Source organism: Burkholderia sp. SIMBA_062 (assembly GCF_046534765.1).
GTDB classification, from domain to species: domain Bacteria; phylum Pseudomonadota; class Gammaproteobacteria; order Burkholderiales; family Burkholderiaceae; genus Burkholderia; species Burkholderia ambifaria.
Genome location: NZ_JAWRYD010000247.1, coordinates 1 through 274, shown reverse-complemented (window position 1 = coordinate 274; position 274 = coordinate 1). Strand labels below are relative to the sequence as shown.

Here is a 274-nt window from a genome sequence, read left to right as displayed (position 1 = left end):
CGGCCAGTCATTGGACGTTCCAATCACCAACTCGCCTTTTTTCTGGATTCGCAACAGCGAATCGTCGCCATCGTATTTGGACATCGAGAAGCCCTCATACCCCGGGGCAAAGTCTGGCGTTGCCGCGCGTGCCTTGCCCGCCAGAACAAGCGGCGCGCCAGCGATCGCCGCGCCGCCCGCGAGGAGGAGTGATCGGCGGCCTTTAACGGGTTTCTTCAGATCCGACATTTGACGCTCCTTTTTATCAGCAAATCCCAGTCATGCATGGCGAAAG

Annotated in this window: 1 protein-coding gene; it reads right to left on the bottom strand. The window is 58.4% G+C overall.

Annotated features, from left to right (window positions below):
• Positions 1-228: hypothetical protein (locus tag SB786_RS36225; RefSeq protein WP_410731575.1), on the bottom strand; the 228-nt coding region annotated here is incomplete at its 3' end.
• Positions 229-274 lie beyond the last annotated feature (46 nt).